Raw genomic sequence first — 19,385 nt, 5'->3', positions numbered from 1 at the left:
AGTTAAATAAAAAGATTCAAATATAAGATATAAGTACTAAACGTATGCTTTTGTATGATGAGGTATAAAAGATTCAACTATTTGCTGATTTATCCGATTATTTGCCGGCTTACGCCATTTGAAGGAGTTGTGATAGAAAGGTAGAATGTAATTTGTCATGAAAAAATTCCTTTTAAAAGAGGATATAGGCTTATTTTACATACTTTAGAAAGGGGAGCAATGGTTATGATGAAGAAAGTAAAGGGACTTGGATTTATTCTTTCTATTTTAGCTGTATTCTTACTTGCGGCTTGTGGAGGTTCTGATGATGAATCTACTGGAGAGGACGGCGAAACAAATTACAGTGAAGCGGTAGATTATACGATTATTGGTATTGAACCCGGAGCCGGGATTTCTGTAGCTACGGAAAATGCTCTAGAAGAATATGAGAATTTAGATGGCTGGGACGTGGAGATGTCATCTACCGGAGCAATGATGTCTGAGTTAGGAACAGCTATTGAGAATGAAGAACCAATCGTTATTACTGGATGGAATCCGCATTGGATGTTTGCGCTTTATCCAGATATGAAGTACCTGGAAGATCCTCAAGAGATTTATGGGGGAGAAGAAACGCTTAATTCTTTAGCAAGACTGGGATTGGAAGACGATAATCCAGATGCTTATCAATTTATTGACCAGTTTGAATGGGAAGTAGAGGATATGGAAGAAATTATGTATGAAGCAGAAGAAACTGGTGAAGATATTGAAGATGTAGCGGTACAATGGGTAGAGGATAATCAAGACAGAGTAGATGCATGGGCAGAAGGAGTCAATGAAGGAAACGGTGCTGAAATAGAGCTTGCGTCTACACCATGGGATTCAGAGCGTGCTTCTTCCAACGTCGTAAAAGCGGCAATGGAACAGCATGGTTTTGAAGTGACCGTAACGGAGGTAGATGTAGCGGTTGTTTTTGAATCGGTTGCTTCTGGCGATGTCGATGCTACTTTAGCTGCCTGGTTACCATTAACACATAGTGAATTCTATGAAGCGAATCAGGACAACTTTGAAGATTTAGGACCTAATTTAGAAGGCGCTAAAATTGGTCTTGTCGTTCCTGAATACATGGATATTGATTCGATTGAGGATTTAGAGGCAAACTAAAAATAATTCAATAAAAGAGGAAAGCCTTATACGAAAAGAATCGGCTAATTCGCAGATTCATTCGTATAAGGTTTTTCATTTTCACACCCGAATAATCTAAAGGAAGAAAAAACACATAACCATCGCTACATTCTTTTCAAACCTCCAGTATATGATTTAATATAGAGGAAGGAGCTGAAATGAAACTTACATAATTTATAATATGTACAAACAGGGGGTGCAAATTTTGAGAACTGGAGAAGTAAAATATAATGTCAGTATTGTGTTTATTATCATTGCTATTCTATCATATGCTCTTTTGGCAATGAATTCCTACAGTATGCTTGGCAACATAGAATCTGACGGAGAATTCCGGGAATATATTGAGGAAAATCTGCAAGCGGCTGGAGATGATCTTGGAGGAATAACACTGGAAGAACAGATAGAAATTTTTAGCAGCATCATAACATTTGTGATTATTGTTTCTATTATCTATGCCTTGTTAGGCATTGTCGCTGCCGTTTTTTTAACGAAAAAAATAAGAGTCAAGCTTACAGGGATTCTGCTGATTGTGCTAGGAGGATTAAGTGTTCTTTTGACGTTAGTTCTAGGAATTATTGGAATCTTAGGCAGTATTGGTTATCTTATTGCTGGTATAGTCACGGTGGTAAAGCATCGAAGAGCAGGGAATGTTATAGGGTGAAGAGTAAAGAAGGGCAAATATCAGATAGTGGTATTTGCTCTTCTTAATGTATTTCCGGAAATAATAAAACCCACTATGGCAGGATTTCATTAACAAAAATGAGAACATTATAAAAACGCGTTCGTCTAATGTTCACAAATTTGTTTAATAAAACCTGCTATACAAACAAATTCACTGGAATTAAAATGGTGTATGGTATATATTTTTCATAGTGCTTAAAATTTATTACTCAACTTTCGCACCTAAGAATAAGCATATATATCTTGCTATTTCAGGGTGAACATGTTCTCCATTACCATGCTTGCATTTTGGTGAAATATCCGGCCTTTTTGGAATTGGTGATGGTGCATAGCTCCGCTCCGGCCAACCACTCCGCTTTCCGACGTACAAATGTTTTCGATGGGACGAGTAATCGCAGTCCCAGGACGTGCAAGTGCAGGCGTTGTGACAGGAGTCACGGGTTTAGCCTGCAAACCACTTAGGAGTCTGCGTGGTTGGCCTGCGCTCTGATAGGATTCTACAGCGAATGAAAGAAATAAGATTTTAATGAGCTGAATGAAATAGCAGCTTTCGTCTGAACAACCCAATCATGACAGTATGGATATGAAATACAGGGAATCGCTTCGATGCACAGAAAGGAATCTTGGCGGAACATGTTACCATGCAGACTGAAAAAGATGTTCTATCTGATTAAACATCTATTTGGTGAGTTGTTTTTTCACGTATAGAACATCTTACTAGCGGAGGCGGACCGTTTTGACTCCTGAGGGATCAGCACCATCTGAAGATCCACTTTTGCCAAGTGCTCTTCTTGGCAAAAGTTAGCTGAAGAGCGTGCCCCTAGGCAGACTAATGTCGCAACGTCCTGGGGTTGCGATTACTCACCCCATCGAAAACATTTGTACGTCGGAAAGCAAAATGGTCCGCCGCAGCGGTGCTTTACACTTCACCTTTTATTCTTTGTCAAGGGTGTTATCGAAGGAACGATCAACTCCTGTTTCTATAGAAACGAAATTACTTTTTAATGTGCGAAAGTTGAGTTATTACTTCTTGCTTTATCCTTATTTAAAGCAAAGGTATTCATTTCAGATAGATAGTTAAAAGGGGATTAGATTCGAAATGGCAGAAACAATCAATGGACAAAATCAAAAAACGCCATTATTAAAGATACTTTCGCAAACAGTGAAGACAGGTATTATACGCTCCAACCTGGTTCCGATGTTTGCAGGATTAACATTGTCTTTATACACGTACCAGATTAGTATTACAGACAAGCTCTTGGAAATCTTATTTGCGTTTTTAGGTTCTATTTTCGTGATAGGAGCAGCTGGAGCTTTCAATAATTTATACGATCGGGAAATCGATGCAATTATGAAAAGAACACAAGGCCGGCCGACAGTTACAGGGGAAATCAAGCCTGGAACAGTGCTATGGCTCGGTATCATCATGGCTGTAGCTGGAATTATCCTGCTTTGTTTGACAACACCGCTGGCAGGGCTATTAGGCTTTCTGGGACTGTTTTTTTATGTTTTCCCATATACGATGTGGAGTAAGCGGAGAACCGTATATAATACAGAAATCGGCAGTATCTCTGGAGCGATGCCTCCTTTAATCGGGTGGGCTGCGATGTATCCGGATATTACGCATCCGGCGATTTTAGGTCTTTTTGTTATTGCAGTTATTTGGCAAATGCCGCATTTTTATTCGATCGCAATTCGAAGACATGAGGAGTATCAAGCAGCTGGAATTCCGATGCTTCCTGTTGTAAAAGGAGTCAGACGGACTTATATCCAGACGAATATTTATTTAATCGTGATGTTTGGTATCAGCTTTTTATTGAGCTCATTAAGTGTCGGGCTGATGCTTGTATCTCTTATAATGAGTCTCGGCTGGCTTATGTTGAGTGTTTTTGGCTATCAGCGAATGGACTCAGAAAAATGGGCAAAATCAATGTTTATTTATTCCTTGATTCATATGACGGTTGTTTTTTCAACCGTGATTATTTATTCGTTGATGGGGATTATTTTTAAATTGTAGTGTAAATGAAAATATGAAATTGATTCATCAAAAAAGCTGCTCTTTTGAAAAGAAATTGTTGAATCTAATAAGAAATCCAAACACTTTTTTGAAGGTGTTTGGATTTCTTATTAGCGGATTTTTTAAAAAATAACCAGAGTCAGATACAGTCCGAGCAGCGTAATAAAGAGAATAGGGAAAGTTAAAATAATACCAATGTATATGGATTGGGAAACGCTGGCCTCACCTCCGCCCTTGCCGTCCTGATTCAGGCTGCTGCTGATCAAGGATTATTCGCTGCCACGTTTGCCATGGGCTTTCTCGCAGCAGTCCTGTCATCTGTAATGAATAATTTGCCTACGGTGATGATTGATGCGCTTGCTATAGCGGAAACAAATACAACGGGGATTCTAAGAGAGGCACTTATTTATGCAAATGTCATCGGATCTGATTTAGGGCCGAAAATTACGCCGATAGGCTCGCTCGCTACCTTGGTCTGGCTGCATGTGCTGTCACAAAAAGGGATAAAAATACTATGGGGAGAGTACTTTAAGATTGACATACATACCAATAGAAAAGATAACGATATTCCATGGAGCGTTTGTAATTACATTCTTTGCATGGACAGCCGGACTGCGTCTTGCTAAAAGTATAAAAATCATTGCAATCAAGCCGGCAATGATGGAAACAGGAATATGTATCCATTCACTTGTAAAGTATCCAATAATTAATAAGCCAAGAACATACCAGGATAAACGAAAGAGCTACCTATCCTTGATTGCTTCCGCTGGTTCCTTTAATTTGGATAAATCATATCTTTTTACTTTAGAGGTGGGATGATAGAGAGATGATCTTAAAATTTAAATAAAATGAATTCCTTTTTTATAGAAAATAGCTTTTAATAAGAACGTTTGTTTGATACAATGAACGGAACGACAGTTCGTATGAAGACGAAACCGAAATAACGAAACGAGAGGGGAGTGGGACCTATGACAAGAAAGCATACACCAAGTTATACGATTGAATTTCCTTTGCATATACCCCTTTGGCAACAGCATCGGTTGGAAAAGAAATTCAACATCGCAAGAATGCTCTATAATGCTTGTCTGGGGGAAGCTCTGAAACGACATAAAACAGTGAAAAGTGATAAGCGTTATCGCGCATTGCTGAATGAACCTAAATCGAAAGAACGTCAAAAGAAATTAGCGGATATCCGTTTAGAATATGGCTTTTCTGCATATGGAATCCATCATTTTATAAAGAAAGCCCAACATAAATTCAAAGAACACATTGGCAGTTTGGAGGCTCAGAAACTAGCAACAAGGGCTTTTCAAACTGTTGAAAAGCTTCATTTTGGAAAAGCCAAAAAAGTACATTTCAAACATGCAAACGATGATATTTCTATAGAAAACAAATCAAACCAAACTGGATTGAGATATAGAGAAGGAGAAATTCTTTGGGGCGATAAACCAACCAAGAGAATACCTAAACCAAAAAATTGGCTGTGCATGCCGGTTTCTCCTAAGGATGATGATGAATATGCCCATTTAGCTCTTAAGGACAGAACAAAATATGTGCGTATTCTAAAAAGAGAAATCCGTGGAAAAACACGCTATTTTGTTCAACTTATTCAAGAAGGTTATCCACCAGCCAAAAGAAATAGAAAAGTTGCTAATGACGAAACAAAACGTATTGGATTAGACATTGGTACATCTACGATTGCGATTAGCAGTGACAACCAAGTCGAACTTCGTGAACTTGCTCCAGCGTGTCACCATGATGAAAAAGAACTAAGAAGAATCCAACGCAAAATGGATAGGTCTAAACGAAGCACCAATCCGAACAACTTTCATGAAAATGGAACCATCAAAAAAGGCAGATTAACTTGGAATTACTCCAAAAGATATGAAAGGCTGCGTGAAAAACAGAAAGAACACTATCGCAAAGCTGCTGGCAGGCGAAAAATGTCTCATGAGAAACTAGCAAACGATATACTTTCTCTTGGTTCCGATATTCGAGTAGAAACCATGCGATTTCAATCATTACAAAAACGCGCGAAAAATACGACACGAAATAACACGAACGGAAAGATTAATCAAAAAAAACGGTTTGGAAAATCCATTGCTAAGCGCGCCCCCGCAATGCTGCTCACTATTATAGAACGAAAATTGAATTATCGGAAAATTGAGATGAAGAAGGTAGATACTTATGCCATCAAAGCTAGTCAGTTTAATCATGTAACAGGAAAATACGAGAAGAAACAACTTTCAGAACGTTGGAATGATTTTGGAGAATTTCGTATACAACGTGATTTATATAGCGCCTTTTTAATAGCTAATACAAATGAAACCCTTGATGCTGTTGATATCGATTTATGCCATGCTAAATGGAATCGTTTTATAGAACTGCATCATTCTGAAATAGAACGGTTAAAACAGAAGGGAAGTAAAACAATACTTTCGTTTATCGCTTAAAAAACAAACCTGATTGGTCATGACAACGTCCAAGAGAAGCGGAACGACAAGCACACAAGAGGTCTTTTCAGGCTGACTTGGTGAAGTGCCTTGCAACCTCGCAATACGTCCGTAAATGTTTTAAGAGAATATACATCAGTATTTCAGTGGAAACTCTTTTTTATAGAAAGATCAGGGCACTGTTAAGAAGTGTATGAGTACCTTAGAACCCCACTGCTTTAGCTGTGGGAGTTGTCAGCAGATTGCTAATGATAAAAGGGAGGGAGGTTGTATCAGCAATAAATCCTCCGGCGATAATAAACGGAAAAATCATATGTGCTTTAAAATGCAGGTGCTGAACCATAGCCAGTACGATTGGTGTCAGGATAAGGGCTGCTCCGTCGTTGGCAAATAACGCGGCTACGATTGCGCCTAATGTACCGACGTAAATAAACATTTTCAGGCCGTTTCCTTTGGCTGCTTTCGCCATATGCAGTGCAGCCCATTCAAATAAGCCAATCTCATCTAAAACTAAGGAGATTAAAATAATGGCCACAAAGGCTAAGGTAGCATTCCAGGTAATGCCAACTACTTCCAGAACATCCTTCCATTCGACAACTCCAAATACAATGGCAAGAATTGCTCCGCCTGTTGCAGACCAGCCAATATTTAAATCTTTAGGCTGCCAAATGACGAAAATAAGTGTGATGAAAAAAATAATAAGTGCAAGTATAAGCGTAGGTGTCATGGTGATCTCCTTTATTTTAATTAACTGAAATGTAACTTATACAAACTATTAAAAATACAGACTTTCATTTTATCAAAAAAAGGATAGATTTACACTTAAACGAGGAGAAAAGTGAAACCTATCCTTATATGTTTTATAAAATTTCTTCCAGCAGCCAGGACAAATTAAGGTCTTGATCCATCGGCCCCATCGAATCATTGCTGGTGTTATTAACCTCATCAAATACATAGTTGTTAAAGTTGATGGTTACGTGCTCAACATCATTATAGTCAGCAAAGACTACCTCAAACGCTCTCTCCTCACCGGAAGGTAGAAAAATATCATACTCCAAATTGGGGAAATCAAATCCATTCGCTGTATCAGTTAAGGGAGAGGTCTCTTGGATCTGACCATCATCCATTGTCCAGCTCAAACCAAACAAAAATGTTGAAAAACCAGCCATATCATAATCACGGTCATTTTTAATGACAAAGTTTGCTTTTATAAAAGAATTGCAGCTACGATCTTCATCTTCTGCAGCACAAAATTCATCAATAGATACACCGTCATATTCATCTAATCTTTCTGCTTCTTCCAGCGTAACACTTAAATCATTAACTTCATATGTCTGCCCGAGAACATCGTGCCGGTCAAGCCGGTCTGTAAAAGGGTAGAGCAGACTATTATCGACAATCGGTGTATTTTCCATATCACGTATCTCATCCATCGTTATATGATCAAAATCAACGGATTCCCATTCATTTTCATATTGCTCTCTTGTTATTCTCTCGGCTATGATGGTGCTGCTGATACTTCCATATTGCTCCATAGCGGCATGACCTTTTATCGGATAGGACCATATCACTGTATGAATATCATATTCCTGATCACTATAGGCAAATAAAAAATCAAGTATTTTTTTCGTATCCTTTAAACGTTCTATATAAGTTGTTTCCGAATCTGCTTCGATATCTCCCAGCATGTTTACAGACAGCCCGTTTGTCTCTCCTCCGTCATCATCATATTGGGCAATCTCAGACACTAAATGACGCGGTTCCTCATAAAATCGCATTAACTTACCATCAGCTTCTCGTTTATCCAGTATATAAAAATCATCTGAAACGAGTGTGGAATCCACGTTGGCAGTTTCTCCGAATTCCTCCAGTAAGAATTCCGCTGCGTCCCTCGGCAGCCCATCATCTAATTCATCCAGTTCTTTCTTCAGTTGTTCTGTTAATTCACTATTGTCTTCTGTGGTTTCTTTTGTTTCGTCATCAGAAGCTTTGTCAGCAGTTTTATCCGACTGCTCCTCTGAATCGCTGCACCCGGCAAGGATAACAAATAAAATAATTATCAGACCGTAAAAAAATCTTTTTTTCATCCAATTCCATCCTTTATTTGAAAATTAATTCTTTTGCTAATTAAATATCGAAAAATAATTATATCCTACAATTCATTATTTGTTAACCCTTGGTCATAGTGGCATAGTTGAAAACATCAGCTGCTGTATTAGATTACTTTACTATCAGCGCCGGGCAGTTCACCCGCTTCATCACTTTATGGCTGACACTTCCTAAAACCATCTCCTGAAGCGTATTTAAACCGCGGCTGCCGATGATAACCATATCTACTTTTTGCTGATTGGCGTACTGAACAATTTCGGGACCGGGCTTTCCACGCAGAATCGTTGTTTGATAGGCTGCATTTGCCTGGTTTAGAACCTGGATGACTTTCGAATTCTTTTTACGGCGTTCTAAGTCAACGGCTTCACTGGAATTTGCATGGAGAACATCTGACTTTGATTTTTCAATATCAATGACATACACCACGTCAATAACGGATTCTTTATCAAATGAAGCCACTTTAACCGCTTCTTGAGCAGCACGCACCGCGTTTTCTGAACCATCTGAAGCAAGTAAGATATGTTTATACATGAAATATCTCTCCTTTTAATGTGAGGATAGAACCCCATTTAATTTATCCATTATTTTTTTACTTGAACTATCCAGTTCGACAAGCTCCACCTGAATTCCTTTGGATTTTAACAGTTCCGATACTTTTAAAATGGCGCCGACACCAGAATCATCCCAAACGCGGCTGTCAGAGAAATCAATCTGGATTTTTTTACTCTGGATATTCGCTTTTTTAAAGTAATCAACAAATCCATCGATGGAAGCGAAAAAGAGCTGCCCATGAATACTGTAACGATTACCGTCTTTGGAAATTTTAACAGTTGAAATTTTTATTACAAAGAAAATAGCACTTAACAGCACTCCGGCAAGAACTCCTTTGGATAAATCATGGGTGTAGACGACGATGATAACAGTAGTTAACATCACGATGGCATCTGTACGTGGAGCCTTTATTAAATAGTTAAAGGAGCTCCAATCAAATGTTCCGATACTTACCATAATCATAATGCCGACTAAAACAGGCATGGGGATTTGAACAACCAGATCACCCAGTACAATAATGAGAAACATTAAAAAAATACCGGCAATGAACGTAGATAAACGTCCGCGCCCGCCAGATTTTACATTAATCACCGACTGGCCGATCATCGCACAGCCGGCCATTCCGCCAAAGAATCCGGTAATAAAATTGGCTATTCCTTGCCCGCGCGCTTCCCCGTTTTTATTGCTTTCCGTTCCAGTCATATCATCGACAATCTGTGAGGTAAGCAGGGTTTCCAGCAACCCGACAATCGCCATGGATAACGCATATGGAAATATAATTTGCAGCGTTTCAAATGTCCACGGTACATTCGGAATAAAAAAAGACGGAAGTGTCTGAGTGATTGTTCCAAGATCCCCTACTGTATTAAGGTTGACGCCGCTGAATATGGCAATGGATGTTAATGCGACAATAGCAATCAATGGAGCTGGAATTACTTTGATAAACCGTGGTAAAGTATATAATAGGATTAACGTAATCCCCACAAATAGATAAGTCATGGTCGATATACCGATAAAATGCTCCAGCTGGGCCATAAAAATCAAAATAGCTAATGCATTGACAAAGCCAATCATGACGGCATTTGGAACAAATTTCATGACTTTAGCAACCTTGCAAATACCAAAGATAAGCTGAATAATACCTGTTAAAATGGTGGCTGCCAAAAGATAGTCGAGACCATAATCTCTGACCAGTGGAACCATAAGTAATGCCATTGCTCCGGTAGCTGCGGAAATCATTCCCGGCCGGCCGCCGGCAAAAGAAATGACTACAGCAATAATAAATGAGGTATATAATCCGACCATTGGATCAACACCTGCTATGATGGAGAAAGCTATTGCTTCCGGAATAAGAGCGAGCGCAACGACAATGCCGGATAAGATGTCAGCCCGGATATTACCGAACCATTGTTGTTTTAAAGTTTGCATGATAAACTCCTTTTCTAAAATTCTTTTCACATTGTAGCACTAACTTTCCCAAAAAGGAACCCTTCAGGGAAATAAATAGGAGCGGATAATATGATATATGGCTATACAAGACCGTTATATAACGATAAACATTCTCAAAATCAACTAGTATCTTTAAAGGGAAAATGTGACCGGATTTTTCAAGAAGCACATGGAACGCCGAAAAAACGAATCCAGCTGGAGAATCTATTGATGGAGATGCAATCAGGAGACAGTATCCTTGTAGAAAAAATGATTGCCTTAGCGGATACCTTTCACCACTTGATGGAAGTATTAAAAGTATGTGAAAAAGATAATGTGAAAATCCATTTTCTGAATGAGGATATTCAAAGTGATACGCTGCTAAACATTCATTTACAGGACATGATGGCATATATTCTGCAATTCCAATCAGACAGTATTAAACAATCTACAACGCAAGGGATGTATGAGGCGAAGCAGCAGGGGAAAACCATTGGGCGTCCTAAGAAATCGGATGAAAATATTAAAAAGGCGATTGCGATGTATCAGGATGGCTTTAAATTATTTGATATTAAAAATGAAACAGGGATAAGTAAGTCAACGCTTTATCGTTATTTGGAATCATTTGAAGGGGAAAATTGATTTGGGAAGATATTGGAGCTATCTATTGATATTTGCAGATGAGGTTCTTCTAGTCCAATATCTTCCTGCGTCAGGTTTTCTAATTTAATTTTGTTTTCTGCCTAAAAGATGCTATTTCTAATCGTTTATTGTCCAAGTATTTTTCACCTTAATATGTAACACGCTTTTTCCTATCAATCAGAGGATACACCTGAGTGATTTTTATAATAACGGCGCTGGCAATCAGTGCTTTTAAAATGTCTCCTGGTAAAAAGACCAAGGCAGAAATAGCGGTCGGTCCCCATGGAAGGTTAGATAAAATAGATAAATAGGTAACACCGATAATATTTACAATGATAACCCCGCCAAAGGTTGTAATTAATACGAGCTTCCAATAGGTCAGGTGACGAAAACTTTTTTCTGTTAAGTACCCGATAATCCATGCTGCGATCGGCCAGGATATAATATATCCTCCCGTCGGCCCGATAAGCACGCCTAAACCGCCGCGTCCGCCGGTTAATAAGGGGACTCCTACCGCAACGAGAAAAACAAAAAGCAAGACACTGAGTCCGCCTCGTTTTGCTCCTAATATTCCGCCTGCAAGCATGATGCCAAGCGTCTGTACCACAATCGGTACAGGAATAAAAGGAACGGGAATAGGAGGGAAAATAGCCAGAACCCCCACGATTGCTGCGAATAGCGACATAAACATCATATCTCTTAATTTCAATTTTATTCCCACGCTTTCTAGTTTTGATATTAATAGAATAAGGGAATATATACTTAATTGTCAACCATTATTTTAAAATGGGTGACAATGAAATGCGGAAATATAATAAATCCTCAGGAGAACCTCTCCTTATATTCAAAAGCAGTAACAAGGCTATGTATAAGGACAGAGGGAAACTACTGAGGAATGAAATTTAATTTAATCCTTAATTCTAGAGAATAATTATACTTCTATATCAAATTTAGTTATAGTAAAGCCAGTATTCACACATTAAAAAGCCTCTTCTTTTAGATTCTATTCTGGATAGGCAAGCAAATTTCACAAACACGTTTTTCAAGCATGAAAGGCATATACCGCTCCAAAATCGGTCTTGTCTCATCTAACTGATAGCCAGCACCAGCTAATTCAGAAAAAATAACCTGCCATGCTCTGTTCATTGCTTCCTGAGTATGTTCAATAGTGAAAACAGCATAGCTGCCGCCTTGTAAAATAGCCTGTTGGACACATTCATCAGTTATTTCCTGTTGGGCAGACAATACAAGCGCTGTATCGTATCTGCACGCCTCGGGAGGAACATGTGCTGGATTGTCCCAAATAATACCTAATACAACTGCATTATCTGTCAATAAATTACCCTTTGAAACATTGTTATAGGTCATCCAATGCTTAAATCTAGCCATTAGCTGATTATTTTCCTCTCCGTATGCACCAGTTCTCCGCATATAGACAATTGGCAGATCTGAAATTTGTTCTAATTTCATAATAAACATTCTCCTAAAAATATAAGTACGCCGGCGTCTATGAACATCATAAGTCCCTTTAAAATGAAAAACAACCAGAGTTTTAAAATAATTTTAAAAATGATATTTTGAAATTTTATTATTTTTAGGTGAAAGGTTATCTGATGACGATTCTCTCCAATTAATTATTATTTTCTGCGTTATACAAATCCTTTAATTGTATTTCTTTCGTACGGTCTTTATATTGAATGTGTATTATATCTTCCTCTGTCAATTTCTTTTCTGTTCCATCAGGTAGCAATAACGTATTTTCATCTAAAAATGTATACGTAATCTCACTTCCATTTTGGTGATCACTTGCCACTTCTGAAAAATAATTTAATTTCGTATCTGCAAGGATATTCCAATTTTCATAGATAATAATTGTATCAATATACTCTTTATCTCCTGGCTGCAGCATGGCTAAAAGGTAGCGGTTATCATTTTTTGATTGAAAAGTCAGCGTAGTTGTTTGATTCTGCTGCTGAATGGTTGTTTCCACATTATTTTCATCTGCTATCCACATATGGACAAAAAGGAAATAATAACCAATAGATAGAAGAAGAAATAGTGCCAGCAGCGATCCTGTTATCATGAAAATCTTTCTTCTGTTTTTTGACCGAACCTTTTTCAGATAATCAATATTTCTTTTCTCATCTTTTTGCTCATGGGTGTGTTCTACTATCAAATCCTCTTGCATTTCTTTAAAGTATTCCCGGCACTCCGCACATTGTTCCATATGTTCTTCCATCTGTTTATTTGTTTGATCACTTGTCAGGTTTTCAATATAACTAGGTACTAAATCTTTGAAGACACTATGGTTCATTCCTTTTGGCCACCCTTTCGTAATTGTTGTTTAGCTCGATAAAATGTTACCCGGGACCAGTTTTCTGATTCTCCGAAAATCAATCCTATTTCTTTGAAAGATAAATCCCCCAGCAGCCTGAGATAAATAATTTCACGCTTTTTCTCATCAAGCTGATGGGCTTGCTTGAAAAAATTGATTTTATTTTCCTTCTTAAAATATTCTTCCTCCAAATGATAAGATAGCGTATCCTCATTCTGGAGCGATTCTTCTAATTGTTTCCTTTTCTTTTCCTTATGCAGTTCTTGTAACCAGACATTTTTTGCTATAGCACACAGCCAGGTAGAAAATTTAGCTCTTCCATTGTTATGAAAGTTATCGATGGATTTAATAGCCTGATAGAATGTTTCTTGCGTCAGTTCTTCAGCCGTCTGACTATTATTGGTCAGTGTTAATAAGTATTTAAAAATAAAGTCTCCATATTCCTGATAAACCTCCTCTGTGTTCACTTTTTACCTCCTCTCAATGGTAATCTAATTAATGATTGTTAAATGTTTAATCATCTATATATCCAAGAATTTACTGATTCGTTACAATATTTTTTTCCAACTCTATTATTTTCTGCTATTTACCTTCTTCTGTAAACAATGAGCAGCAGGTCTAAATAGAGGGAACACAGCTGTATCGGGAGAATAATAGGTCTCTAAATGATAAACAAACGAATCAAAAACAGTCTCATCGTTCATAGAACATATTAAAAGAAAAGTGGAAAATATATATTAATCCTATAAATTCTTGAAATTCATTTGTATAATGACCATAGATATCAGTTAACAGCAATGAAACAGATAAATGGAGGGACAGCTATGAAATTACTCATTGTAGAAGACGATAAAACAATTGCTTCCGGCTTGGAGTATTCCCTAAGCCAAGAAGGCTATGAAGTAATCGTCTGTCATCATGCGCAAGGAGCAGAGGAAAGGATAGACACAGAGATAGACAGCATTTCTCTATGCTTATTTGATTTATCTTTGCCTGATGGCAGCGGCTATGATTTATGCCGGCGTGTCAAAGAAAGTGCAGATGTCCCGGTTATATTTCTAACCGTTGCCGATGATGAAGTGAACGTGGTAATGGGACTGGATATAGGGGCAGATGATTATATTACCAAGCCATTTCGTATACGTGAATTAAGTGCACGGATTAAAACCGTGCTCAGGCGTTATCAAAAAAATAACACGCAGGAGAAGGATTCTGTCCACCTTGATTCGCTGGAGGTATTTCCGTTAGAAGGAAAAGTATATAAAGCAAATATAGAACTTGCATTAACCGCACTGGAATATAGGCTGTTGATGATTTTTATCAACCACCGCGGGCAGATATTGTCTCGGGAACAGCTGCTGGAACAGATATGGGATGTGGCTGGCGAGTTTGTCAACGATAATACGCTTACGGTGTATATTAAACGGCTTCGAAAGAAAATTGAAGATAATCCGCAGCAGCCGGCAATCATAGAAACAGTCAGAGGGCTGGGATACAGAATGGCGGCAGAAGATGTTACGAAATAAAGAAATCTGTTTTTTTCTCACTTCCACGGTATTGATTTTAGGAATCGGCATGCTATTAGGATATATGCATTCTCCTGTCACAGCTGTCTATATTGTGATTGTGGGCGGGAGCCTGGCGAGTTGCTATATGGTATGGATGGCCTGGCGCTATCAGCGGATTATCCAGTTATCCGGTTATTTACGAAAAATTATGGCAGGAGATACCGCGCTCGATGTCCGGGATAATAGAGAAGGGGACCTCAGTATATTAAAAAATGAAATCTATAAAATGACCCGGATGCTATCTGAACAGCAGGAAGGGCTGCAGAAGGATAAAGAAAAACTCACGGATGCAATCTCCGATATTTCTCATCAAATCAAAACGCCGCTGACTTCGATGACCGTAATGGCTGATTTATTAAGCAATCCGAATATCGAGACGGAAAAGCGGCATGAATTTACATATCATATTCGCAGGCAATTAGAACGGATGGAATGGCTTGTATCCTCGTTATTAAAGCTTTCCAAAATCGATGCGGGAACTACTTTATTCAGCAAGGAAAAGGTTGAAGTGGACCAGCTTATACAAGAAGTTGTTGCACCAATGGAGATTCCTGTGGAGCTGAAGGAGATAGAGCTGGAGATAGAAGAAAAGCCGGGGGTGACTTTTATAGGCGATAAAAATTGGACGAAAGAGGCTTGTATTAATATTTTAAAGAATGCAATAGAACACACCCCGCATGGCGGAAAAGTCTCCATCTCTTATGAGGAAAATGCTATTTTTACAGAAATACGAATTAATGATAATGGCAAAGGTATCGAGAAAGCAGAGCTTCCACATATTTTTAAACGTTTTTATAAAGGAAGTCAGGCGGCTGATGGCAGTGTTGGTATTGGTTTGGCGATGGCTTATTCGATTGTTGCTAATCAGCAGGGAGATATTGAAGTAATAAGTGAATCTGGAAAAGGAACCACTTTTTTAATTAAATTCTATCAGGGAGAAGCAGCTCGCTAAATGAAGTTTCACTTTATCAGCAGGTTATGTCATCATAAGTGACAATATTGTCACTGTTATTGTCACCATCCCGTCACCTTAGACAGGTAAAGTAGGGAACAAAGGAAAATAAGGAGGAAATTGTAGTGGAATTAATGCGGGTTGAAAATTTGTCTAAAGTGTACGGAAAAGGTGACACGGCAGTAAAAGCATTGGATAATGTATCATTTTCCGTGGAGCAGGGGGAGTTTGTAGCAATTATTGGACCGTCTGGTTCCGGGAAATCGACACTGCTTCATTTGCTGGGTGGTGTGGACCGGCCGACGGATGGCAAGGTATTTATAGAGAATACAGATATCTATGAATTAAATGAAACACAGTTAGCTGTTTTTCGCAGGAGACAGATTGGCTTAATTTATCAGTTTTACAATCTCCTGCCGATTTTAACTGTTGAGGAAAACATTACGTTGCCAATGCTGTTAGATTCTCATCAGGTGGAAAAAAAGCACTTTAAGGAATTGATAGAGATTCTTGGGCTTAAAGACCGATTAGATTATTTACCGAATCAGCTATCTGGGGGCCAGCAGCAGCGTGTATCCATTGGCAGAGCTCTAATCAGTAATCCGTCTATTATTCTTGCGGATGAGCCGACGGGGAATTTAGACAGTAAGAATAGTAAAGAAATCATTGATTTATTAAAACTATTTAATAAATCATATCACCAGACATTGGTCGTCATTACCCATGATGAACGAATTGCCCTTCAGGCTGATCGGATTATTTCCATTGAGGATGGTGTGATCGCCAAGGACGAGGTGATTCGCAAATGAATATTGTCAATAAAGTTACGTTAAGGCATTTAAAAGAAAATAAACGAAGAACGCTTATTACTATCATTGGTGTCATTATTTCTGTTGCGATGATTACAGGAGTAGCTTCCCTGGGAATTTCTTTTATAGATATGCAGCAGCGGGATGCGATTGCTAATGAAGGAAATTGGCATTACAGCATGAATCAGCTCAATTCAGAGCAGCTGGAAAAAATTCAAACCGATGCCAATACTGATTCTGTCGGTGTGATGAAGGAATATGGGTATGCACCGTTGAATGACCAATTATTGAAAAGATACCTGTATGTCCGGGGCATGGATGAAACGGCTCTGGAGCAGATGCAAGTGAATCTGACGAAAGGCCGGCTCCCGGCAAGTGAAAAGGAGGTAGTGATCTCTGAGGAATTAAAGAGACAGGATTTTGATTACCAAATTGGAGATACGATTGAGTTAGACATAGGAGAAAGACGTTATACAGGAACGGAAGGTATGGAAAATCGTGCGTTAGACCAAAATGATTCTCTTTTGGTTATTGAAGGACAATTAGATGAAGAATTACGTGAGCAAACCGAATACAGCTTTACCATTGTTGGTGAAATCGAAGAACCGATATGGGACGAGCCGTGGTCTCCAGGATATACCGTGTTAGCTTATACGGATGCACAAGCGTCATCTGTGGTGGACCGTGCTTTTGTAAAAGTGAATGATTTAGGGATAACCCTTTTCGATGATGTAGATTTGCTGGCGCAAGAATTGGATGTAGCGTCCGATGCGTATAATTTTAACACGACTTTATTGAATACGTACCTTGTTTCCTTGAACAGTGGGACGGTTTCTACTTTGTCCGGATTATTAACGGTTATTATGCTGATTATCGTGATTGGTTCAATGGCTTTAATTTATAATGCATTTGCTATCTCTGTATCAGAAAGATCACGGTATTTAGGGATGCTTTCCAGTACTGGTGCAACGAAACGGCAAAAGAGAAATTCCGTATTATTTGAAGGGCTCTTAATCGGATTGATCAGTATCCCTATTGGAATTGGAGCTGGTTTTGCCGGCATTGGCATCACGTTGCATTATGTGAATCAGATTTTACAAAATGTAGGGCTTGAGACAGATTTCCGGTTGGTTGTTACTCTTCCTTTAATCGGGATAGCTGTCGGTGTTTCTTTGATGACCATTTTGATTTCTGCATGGATACCTGCAGTCAGAGCATCTAAAGTAACTGCAATAGATGCTATCCGTCAGGCGAAGGATGTCAAATTAACGAAAAAGAAAGTGAAAGCAAACCGTATCGTCCGTAAACTCTTTGGCTATGAAGCGGAAATTGCTTTGAAGAATTTAAAGAGACATAAGAAACGTTACCAGGTGACTGTTTTTTCACTCATGATCAGCGTTATTCTGTTCTTAACTGTAGGGTTCTATACCAATTCGCTGACAAAATCATATGAAGTACTGTCGGAGGAACTGGAATATGATATTTCCATTAGCGGCACGGGAGAAATAGATGATTCCAATCCTTTGTGGGAAATCTATCAAGACATACAAGATTTAGATAGTGTGGAGGAAAGTTTCATTTACAAAACAGCCCAGCTTCAGGCGTATTTTCCAGAGCAAATGGCTGGAGAGAACTATGAAAATAGGGATGGAACTCCTGAAACAGCAGAAGGTCTCCCGTATTACCTGGAATTAGTGGGCTTATCTGATGAGGATTGGGAACAATATCTAGCCGATAATGATATAACAGATAGGACAGAAAGTGATTTTCGCGGTGTTTTAGTAAACCATGTCACCTATAATGATGGCACGCAATACATCGAAACAGATATGTTAAAAGTGGATACGGGTGATATGCTGCCGCTTCAAGTGAACAGCTACAATGAAGAAAGAGACGATTGGAACTTCGAACAGGGAGAAGACATCGAGCTGCTTGGTCTGACGAATCAATATCCCGTTGGAAATTCCTATGCCGATTCGAACACTATTTATCTTATTGTACCGGAGCAAGTGCTTGAGAATACAATGGAATCATTTCCAAATGAAAGAACAAGTTTATCCGAGATATATGTCACCTCTGATGATCCGGACCAGGCGCAAGAGGATATAGAAGCGCTGGGGATTGCGGATGAGGTATCTATTTACAATCAGTATGAAGTCAGGCAGGATAATGAACAATTCGCACGGGTGCTGTCTATTTTTGTTTACGGTTTTATCATCCTGATTACATTGATTTCCGTTGCTAATATCTTTAATACCATTTCAACAAGTATTGCTCTGCGGAGAAGAGAGTTTGCAACGATGAAATCGATTGGCATGACGCCAAAAGCTTTTCGTAAAATGATTTATTTTGAGAGCCTGTTTTATGGAATAAAATCCTTGCTCTATGGGCTGCCAATCAGTTTCGTGGTAATGTATATTATTTACTGGCAGACACAATACGCCTTTGATTACAGCTTCAACATTCCATGGATGTATATTGGCATTGCGATTCTATCTGTATTCCTGATTGTTGGAGCAGCCATGCTATACTCGATGTCGAAATTGAAGAAGGGTAGTATTTTGGAGACGTTAAGACAGGAAAATATTTAGAGCAACATAACAAGCTATCTCGGGTGGGAATATCTGAGATAGCTTGTTTTTTTGTTATTTAGAATGCTGGGCTTTAAAATTATCATA

17 protein-coding genes and 3 pseudogenes are annotated in these 19,385 nt (G+C 38.6%); 10 read left to right on the top strand and 10 right to left on the bottom strand.

The annotated features are described in order from the left end of the window. Positions 1–225 precede the first annotated feature (225 nt). Both ACZSMY_RS08825 and ACZSMY_RS08820 read left to right on the top strand, forming a co-directional pair. Positions 226–1,140: a glycine betaine ABC transporter substrate-binding protein gene (locus tag ACZSMY_RS08825; protein ID WP_244882380.1), complete on the top strand. Its 915-nt coding sequence runs from the start codon at positions 226–228 to the stop codon at positions 1,138–1,140. A gap of 226 nt (positions 1,141–1,366) precedes the next feature. Further along, positions 1,367–1,822, top strand: coding sequence for a hypothetical protein (locus ACZSMY_RS08820; protein WP_193063898.1), 456 nt, complete (start codon positions 1,367–1,369; stop codon positions 1,820–1,822). A 266-nt stretch (positions 1,823–2,088) separates the two neighbouring features. Here the strand turns inward: ACZSMY_RS08820 and ACZSMY_RS08815 are convergent, their stop codons facing one another. Next, positions 2,089–2,280: a hypothetical protein gene (locus ACZSMY_RS08815; RefSeq protein ID WP_256705758.1), complete on the bottom strand. Its 192-nt coding sequence runs from the start codon at positions 2,278–2,280 to the stop codon at positions 2,089–2,091. Between the two features lie 661 nt (positions 2,281–2,941). On the opposite strand from ACZSMY_RS08815, the gene cyoE reads away from it, so the two are divergent. After that, positions 2,942–3,859 (top strand): heme o synthase, encoded by a 918-nt coding sequence (gene cyoE / locus ACZSMY_RS08810; RefSeq protein WP_042532942.1) that lies wholly within the window; start codon positions 2,942–2,944, stop codon positions 3,857–3,859. A 197-nt stretch (positions 3,860–4,056) separates the two neighbouring features. Continuing rightward, positions 4,057–4,401, top strand: a pseudogene (locus ACZSMY_RS08805) (ArsB/NhaD family transporter); the annotation flags it as partial. On the opposite strand, the pseudogene ACZSMY_RS08800 reads toward ACZSMY_RS08805, so the two are convergent. Further along, a pseudogene (locus tag ACZSMY_RS08800) lies at positions 4,396–4,632 on the bottom strand (ArsB/NhaD family transporter); the annotation flags it as partial. The pseudogenes ACZSMY_RS08805 and ACZSMY_RS08800 overlap by 6 nt on opposite strands. A gap of 195 nt (positions 4,633–4,827) precedes the next feature. Here ACZSMY_RS08800 and ACZSMY_RS08795 point away from each other — a divergent pair. Next, the gene (locus ACZSMY_RS08795) at positions 4,828–6,312 is read left to right on the top strand and encodes a hypothetical protein (RefSeq protein WP_042532946.1); all 1,485 of its coding nucleotides are present in this window, start codon (positions 4,828–4,830) and stop codon (positions 6,310–6,312) included. A gap of 220 nt (positions 6,313–6,532) precedes the next feature. On the opposite strand, the pseudogene ACZSMY_RS08790 reads toward ACZSMY_RS08795, so the two are convergent. From ACZSMY_RS08790 to ACZSMY_RS08775, 4 genes and pseudogenes are all read right to left on the bottom strand, one after another. Beyond that, positions 6,533–7,039, bottom strand: a pseudogene (locus ACZSMY_RS08790) (ArsB/NhaD family transporter); the annotation flags it as partial. 133 nt (positions 7,040–7,172) lie between these two features. Further along, positions 7,173–8,399 (bottom strand): hypothetical protein, encoded by a 1,227-nt coding sequence (locus ACZSMY_RS08785; RefSeq protein ID WP_332094180.1) that lies wholly within the window; start codon positions 8,397–8,399, stop codon positions 7,173–7,175. A gap of 133 nt (positions 8,400–8,532) precedes the next feature. After that, the gene (locus ACZSMY_RS08780) at positions 8,533–8,952 is read right to left on the bottom strand and encodes a universal stress protein (RefSeq protein WP_042532950.1); all 420 of its coding nucleotides are present in this window, start codon (positions 8,950–8,952) and stop codon (positions 8,533–8,535) included. Between the two features lie 15 nt (positions 8,953–8,967). After that, positions 8,968–10,404: a SulP family inorganic anion transporter gene (locus tag ACZSMY_RS08775; protein WP_193063919.1), complete on the bottom strand. Its 1,437-nt coding sequence runs from the start codon at positions 10,402–10,404 to the stop codon at positions 8,968–8,970. A gap of 87 nt (positions 10,405–10,491) precedes the next feature. On the opposite strand from ACZSMY_RS08775, the gene ACZSMY_RS08770 reads away from it, so the two are divergent. After that, the gene (locus tag ACZSMY_RS08770; RefSeq protein WP_042532954.1) at positions 10,492–11,043 is read left to right on the top strand and encodes a recombinase family protein; all 552 of its coding nucleotides are present in this window, start codon (positions 10,492–10,494) and stop codon (positions 11,041–11,043) included. Between the two features lie 148 nt (positions 11,044–11,191). On the opposite strand, the gene ACZSMY_RS08765 is transcribed toward ACZSMY_RS08770, so the two are convergent. From ACZSMY_RS08765 to ACZSMY_RS08750, 4 genes are all read right to left on the bottom strand, one after another. Beyond that, a complete protein-coding gene (locus tag ACZSMY_RS08765; protein ID WP_193063895.1) occupies positions 11,192–11,752 on the bottom strand; it encodes a biotin transporter BioY in 561 nt (186 codons plus the stop codon). Between the two features lie 287 nt (positions 11,753–12,039). After that, positions 12,040–12,513: an AraC family transcriptional regulator gene (locus ACZSMY_RS08760; RefSeq protein WP_465147671.1), complete on the bottom strand. Its 474-nt coding sequence runs from the start codon at positions 12,511–12,513 to the stop codon at positions 12,040–12,042. A gap of 160 nt (positions 12,514–12,673) precedes the next feature. Beyond that, on the bottom strand, positions 12,674–13,357 hold the full coding sequence (locus tag ACZSMY_RS08755; protein ID WP_465147670.1) for a zf-HC2 domain-containing protein: 684 nt from the start codon (positions 13,355–13,357) through the stop codon (positions 12,674–12,676). Beyond that, a complete protein-coding gene (locus ACZSMY_RS08750; RefSeq protein WP_193063893.1) occupies positions 13,354–13,845 on the bottom strand; it encodes an RNA polymerase sigma factor in 492 nt (163 codons plus the stop codon). Before ACZSMY_RS08750 ends, ACZSMY_RS08755 begins: the two co-directional genes overlap by 4 nt. Positions 13,846–14,202: 357 nt before the next feature. Here ACZSMY_RS08750 and ACZSMY_RS08745 point away from each other — a divergent pair, with 357 nt between their 5' ends. The 4 genes from ACZSMY_RS08745 to ACZSMY_RS08730 all read left to right on the top strand — a co-directional run bounded on the left by ACZSMY_RS08745 (position 14,203) and on the right by ACZSMY_RS08730 (position 19,298). Then, positions 14,203–14,904, top strand: coding sequence for a response regulator transcription factor (locus ACZSMY_RS08745; protein ID WP_042532966.1), 702 nt, complete (start codon positions 14,203–14,205; stop codon positions 14,902–14,904). Further along, positions 14,891–15,898, top strand: a complete 1,008-nt coding sequence (locus ACZSMY_RS08740) for a sensor histidine kinase (protein ID WP_042532968.1) — start codon at positions 14,891–14,893, stop codon at positions 15,896–15,898. Before ACZSMY_RS08745 ends, ACZSMY_RS08740 begins: the two co-directional genes overlap by 14 nt. Before the next feature lie 134 nt (positions 15,899–16,032). Then, complete coding sequence (locus tag ACZSMY_RS08735; protein WP_226894902.1) at positions 16,033–16,707, top strand: ABC transporter ATP-binding protein; 675 nt, start codon at positions 16,033–16,035, stop codon at positions 16,705–16,707. After that, positions 16,704–19,298 (top strand): ABC transporter permease, encoded by a 2,595-nt coding sequence (locus ACZSMY_RS08730; protein ID WP_465147669.1) that lies wholly within the window; start codon positions 16,704–16,706, stop codon positions 19,296–19,298. The genes ACZSMY_RS08735 and ACZSMY_RS08730 overlap by 4 nt, the downstream gene beginning before the upstream one ends. Positions 19,299–19,385: the final 87 nt, after the last annotated feature.

This window comes from Oceanobacillus sp. B139/18 (genome assembly GCF_055524595.1).
Note: the sequence above shows the minus strand (reverse complement) of the source record. Positions and strands in the feature narration are given on the sequence as shown.

Excerpts from the sequence above, each read along its gene's own strand:
- ACZSMY_RS08825 (WP_244882380.1), top strand. The coding sequence starts at position 226 with ATGATGAAGAAAGTAAAGGGACTTGGATTTATTCTTTCTATTTTAGCT.
- cyoE (WP_042532942.1), top strand. The coding sequence starts at position 2,942 with ATGGCAGAAACAATCAATGGACAAAATCAAAAAACGCCATTATTAAAG.
- ACZSMY_RS08795 (WP_042532946.1), top strand. The coding sequence starts at position 4,828 with ATGACAAGAAAGCATACACCAAGTTATACGATTGAATTTCCTTTGCAT.
- ACZSMY_RS08785 (WP_332094180.1), bottom strand. The coding sequence starts at position 8,399 with ATGAAAAAAAGATTTTTTTACGGTCTGATAATTATTTTATTTGTTATC.
- ACZSMY_RS08780 (WP_042532950.1), bottom strand. The coding sequence starts at position 8,952 with ATGTATAAACATATCTTACTTGCTTCAGATGGTTCAGAAAACGCGGTG.
- ACZSMY_RS08770 (WP_042532954.1), top strand. The coding sequence starts at position 10,492 with ATGATATATGGCTATACAAGACCGTTATATAACGATAAACATTCTCAA.
- ACZSMY_RS08760 (WP_465147671.1), bottom strand. The coding sequence starts at position 12,513 with ATGAAATTAGAACAAATTTCAGATCTGCCAATTGTCTATATGCGGAGA.
- ACZSMY_RS08755 (WP_465147670.1), bottom strand. The coding sequence starts at position 13,357 with ATGAACCATAGTGTCTTCAAAGATTTAGTACCTAGTTATATTGAAAAC.
- ACZSMY_RS08745 (WP_042532966.1), top strand. The coding sequence starts at position 14,203 with ATGAAATTACTCATTGTAGAAGACGATAAAACAATTGCTTCCGGCTTG.
- ACZSMY_RS08740 (WP_042532968.1), top strand. The coding sequence starts at position 14,891 with ATGTTACGAAATAAAGAAATCTGTTTTTTTCTCACTTCCACGGTATTG.
- ACZSMY_RS08735 (WP_226894902.1), top strand. The coding sequence starts at position 16,033 with ATGCGGGTTGAAAATTTGTCTAAAGTGTACGGAAAAGGTGACACGGCA.
- ACZSMY_RS08730 (WP_465147669.1), top strand. The coding sequence starts at position 16,704 with ATGAATATTGTCAATAAAGTTACGTTAAGGCATTTAAAAGAAAATAAA.